This is a genomic window from Sphingobacterium sp. MYb388, assembly GCF_037479535.1.
In the GTDB taxonomy this organism is placed as follows: domain Bacteria; phylum Bacteroidota; class Bacteroidia; order Sphingobacteriales; family Sphingobacteriaceae; genus Sphingobacterium; species Sphingobacterium anhuiense.
In genome coordinates this window covers 1-4,365 of the sequence record NZ_JBBGYV010000020.1, presented here as the reverse complement: position 1 = coordinate 4,365, position 4,365 = coordinate 1, and the positions used below count along the sequence as shown (strand labels likewise).

At 29.8% G+C, this 4,365-nt stretch carries 3 protein-coding genes; all 3 read right to left on the bottom strand.

Annotation, left to right across the window (positions count from 1 at the left end; genetic code table 11):
- Window positions 1-2,265 (bottom strand): hypothetical protein (locus tag WH188_RS26175; RefSeq protein ID WP_339424882.1); only part of this gene is annotated, 2,265 nt, incomplete at its 3' end.
- A 327-nt stretch (window positions 2,266-2,592) separates the two neighbouring features.
- Window positions 2,593-2,838 carry a hypothetical protein gene (locus WH188_RS26170; RefSeq protein ID WP_339424881.1) on the bottom strand — a complete coding sequence of 82 codons (246 nt, stop codon included), beginning with the start codon at window positions 2,836-2,838 and terminating at the stop codon, window positions 2,593-2,595.
- A 209-nt stretch (window positions 2,839-3,047) separates the two neighbouring features.
- Window positions 3,048-4,277, bottom strand: coding sequence for a PD-(D/E)XK nuclease family protein (locus WH188_RS26165; protein WP_339424880.1), 1,230 nt, complete (start codon window positions 4,275-4,277; stop codon window positions 3,048-3,050).
- Window positions 4,278-4,365 lie beyond the last annotated feature (88 nt).

Sequence of the window (4,365 nt, the reverse complement as noted above, 5' to 3'; positions counted from 1 at the left end):
ATCAAACTTATTTAATAATTCATGTAATTTTTGAATTGATATATTCTCTATGTATTCATCTAAAATTTGTAATATTATTTGTTTGTTTTTTGGATTAGCATTTGTTTTTTTTAATATAGATACTAGAATATATAATTTTGATCTAACCTCATTAGAGACATATTCTTCAATAATTTTGTTAAAATCGATGTTGCCACCAAGCCTAACCAACTCTCTAAAGGTCCTAATTACATCTCGTGGTAAGCCTCCAGACAAACAATGTGTAAGATAAAAGAAAGGAAAAGGACGTCCAATAACTCTTTTTTCTAATAATGAAATTGTATCTTTTACTTTAAAGTATCCTAAATGAATTATACTATCAAAAGAACTATCAAAAACATCCCTAAATGGTAATCCTCTTCTTTCAAAGTTTTGCATAGCATTTTCTGAAACAGATATTAAAAAGAAGCACCTTTGAAGAACGAATAATGATTTTAATTCATTAAGAAAGTTTGTTGCATCAGTTTCTGATTCCATTTTATCCATTTCATCTATTCCTATTATTACTTGGTATTCTTCAGAGATTAATTTTAAAAATGAAGAATATTCTGAAATAATTTCAGGATTGGACATTGCCCTTTCTTGATTTGTAATAGAATGTTGTATGGTTTCCTCATATGTTGAGGGAAATTTTAAATTTCCTGACCAACCATAAGCAATACTTTGTTGGAATTTAATCCTATTCAAATGATTTTTTGCCTTTGCTGTTAAGCTATCACGTTCAATTTGTCTTATATAGTTTTCTAATGCATTGTCGTCTCTACGCCTTCGAAGATTAAATAAATCAAAGATCTTAATAATTGGTACAGGAATATAATAGATCGATATGAGTAACCAAATTATTAAACTTATTAAACCAATTGTGAATGTTTTTACAGGTAAATATTCATTTTTAGTAATTGAGGATAAATAGTATGTGGAAAAATTTTCCTTGTTTTGAATTTTAGAAGAAACAGATTTGATTGAATTCAATATACTATTAATACTTCTATTCTTTTCCTCGTTGAATGAGATTTTGGAAGCATTCTCCAAATGAAAAGAACTATCTTTTATATTATTTTTTAAAGCTTCTTCGTAATTTTCGAGCTGTTTTTTTAGTCTTGTTTGTTCTGAAATATTTCTTGTCGTCCACAAAATGAAAGTTAAAAAAAACATAATAAAACCAATGGGTAAAGTGAAAATTCTGAGAAATTTTATGACATTTTTCAACAAAGCTGGTGAGACAGGATTTTTTCCCCCAATTGATTCTGAACCGTTAATAGGTTCTCCTTTCTTATTTAACAGATTTTCACAAGTAATTGTAAATAGGTGTAAAATAAATTCCCTGTAATCATACCTTACCGGTGCAGTAGTAAATATTGATAGAATTTTTTTTCCTTTGATTTCGCTAACAATAGGTTCATCTCCACAATATGATCTTATAAGAGTACTTTTACCAGAGCCTCTTGCTCCAGAAATCCCAATACTCCCTCCAGGCATATTTTCTAAAAAAAAATGAAGTTTATTTTTTGATTCTGTATCAATGGTTTTTGATATATCTATTACTTCACCTAGACCTTCTATTTCTATACCATCTAATGATCTGCTGAAGGACGGCTTCAATTTGCGATTAATCTCCCCACGAATTATGTCGTAGATAGATTTTTCTAATACATTCTGCTGGATTTTTTTTGATAGACTTATTTGCTCATTAACTAAAGAATAGTATTCCTTAACAATTTCTTTATTAGCCGTTAACCACTTTTTCGTTTTTATGAAATATAAAACGTAGGGAAAATTGAAACCTAACAAAATAATTAAATTTGATAGAATAAAAGAGCCGATTCCAATGGTCAATAAAGAGGATTTCGTGGCTACAAATATTGGCAAATAATTTACTATAAATTGACCGAAGGCAGAAAAGCCATAGTATACGAAAAAAAACAAAATAACTATTAATATACCAATTGGAAGTATAAACCTGTAATATGGATCCTGTGACCATTTTACAGTTCGATTTAATAAATGCTTGTGATTATTTTGCAGGTTGTTTAATAGTATTTCATTATTGTTATATTTTGTAATTTCATTTTTTACAACACTCCAAACTTCATCATCTCTTTCATTTAGAGTTTTTGTTATTTCATCTTTAGATATTCTCGCATCGAGTAATCCATTTTTTATACTTTCTTCATTTAATGCAGATGAAATAATTGAAGGTAACTTTTCTTTTTCGGAGTATGGCATGAATATTTTTTTTGTTATTACCCAATAATAGAAAAAATATTGGAATTTCTTTTGAATTAATGATTGAAATACTCTTATTGATACATAACGTAATAAGCTGAATGTAAAAATAGGACTTGAAGGGGTAAAGATATTATGGTTGACCTTTTCCATGTAGATCGTTTGTGATATCCATATGAGTTTCGCATTTCTAATCATCGAAAGCCTGTAAACCATAATCATATAGAACCAGTAAATCTATTTTATAAATTTCAGAAATGTTTACTATTGTTTATCCTAAAATTAAGTTAGGAATGGCACCTCAACGTCCAAGATCATTTTACCGGTTCATTTACTCTGATAATCCAGATGCACAAGTAGATGCGGATAATAAACAACGAGATAGCCATCGGAAATGGCATTTCCGAGGTCCACTAATGTAGCACCATCCCACGCCGTGACCAAAGAATGCGAATTTAAGAGTGCTTTCATCAATAACTCTGGTTTATCAGCTGCACTCCATTCATTAGCCCTGTACAAATTAATTATTTCTTCAGGTTCAATGTCTCTGCGTTCAGAAATAGTGATGTCCATATTGGTGATTATTTATTATTGTGAATTTAAAGCTATGAGCCTGATGCATTCCTCTCTGATAGCCCATAGTTCGTCAAGAGAGTAAGGGATTTTGTTATCTTCAATTCATTGAGCAAGGTATCCGCGATGATACTGTACTTTGAAATCGGTTATTTGATCTGCTAGTATTTCGATTTCTTTTAGTATATCCAGCTCAAATTTTATTTTTATTAATTGCTTTTTTCTAAGATCTTTTCTACACTATCTATAAGATCGATGAGCGATGTGTAACCTTCATCATAATTTGTAAATTTCCATCCATACCACCATGGCTCTTCTGGACGCATATTTGTAGAAGTACTAAGCTCGGTAAAAAAGTTTTTGATTTCAGAATAAAGAATTTCACTAGCAAAGTGTCTACCTATGCCAATGTAAATACTTCTATTATCATCTTCAATTAAGACGCTAAATTTTTTTTCAGCATGACTTAATTTTATTCCAGTTTTGATAAAATGATCATCTTTGCTGTATATTACACACTCTTCGCTAAACCTCGCTTTTAATTGATCCCGCCAATCAGTAAATAGTTTCTCTTTTACTACTTTAGACAATTGAACTAATTGATTGTTTAGTTCATTTATCGAATCAATTTTATTATCGATAATTCGTAAATTTTCATTGTTTTCTCCTGAGAGGTTAAGTTCACTGTACAGGAATTCTTGTAACTTCTTATCCATTTGCTTTATGTTTTTTTGACCAAAAAATAGATGGTCAAGATGATCTATATATTGTGCTATTGCTGCTCTTAAATTACTTTCACTCGTATTAATGTTATGTTTATACTCATTTAGCCAATTAAGTATATCCTCTTTGTAGGAAATATGACAATATCTTCCTGCAAAGTCCTCCTCACTATAACTCCCCCATGTTTGTACAGTAGGGCGTTCTTGCCGCGTACGCGTTAGATATATAACATAAATTTTGTCGTCAGAAAATCCAAGATTCTTGCATTTATCGATATAGTTCGCGATTTGGTTAGTTTGCTCATTAGCTTTATGTATTTTATTTTCGATGATGATAGCATACTTATTTGACTCCCTAATGAGGACATCGATACGCATGCGCTCTGCAGTAATAATAGGTTCTTTAATTAACTTTACTTTTAAATTGAAGTTTGAATCTTTGCTACCGTTCAGGAATTCTAAAAAGTTATACAATGCAGGTGGATACATCATTAACTTTGATAATATCTTACTATGCGCATTTTCATTTGACCTTAACTCATCCATTAGATTTAAACGATAGGGGAGTTTGTTAAGTTCCAAATAATACTCAGGTTCAAATTTTTTTATGAGATCGATTGCGATTTTTGATTTACGTTGCTTTTCAAAAGATTTATAATCACTAAAAGAATTGTTTAGGTGTAAAATTTTAGAGTACATAGATATACTTTCGTTCATAAATTATAATTTTAAGTATATAGAAATGATAAAGTTATTAGTGCACTTTTTACTTTCGATACATTCCATGCTATTAAATTTAAATGTT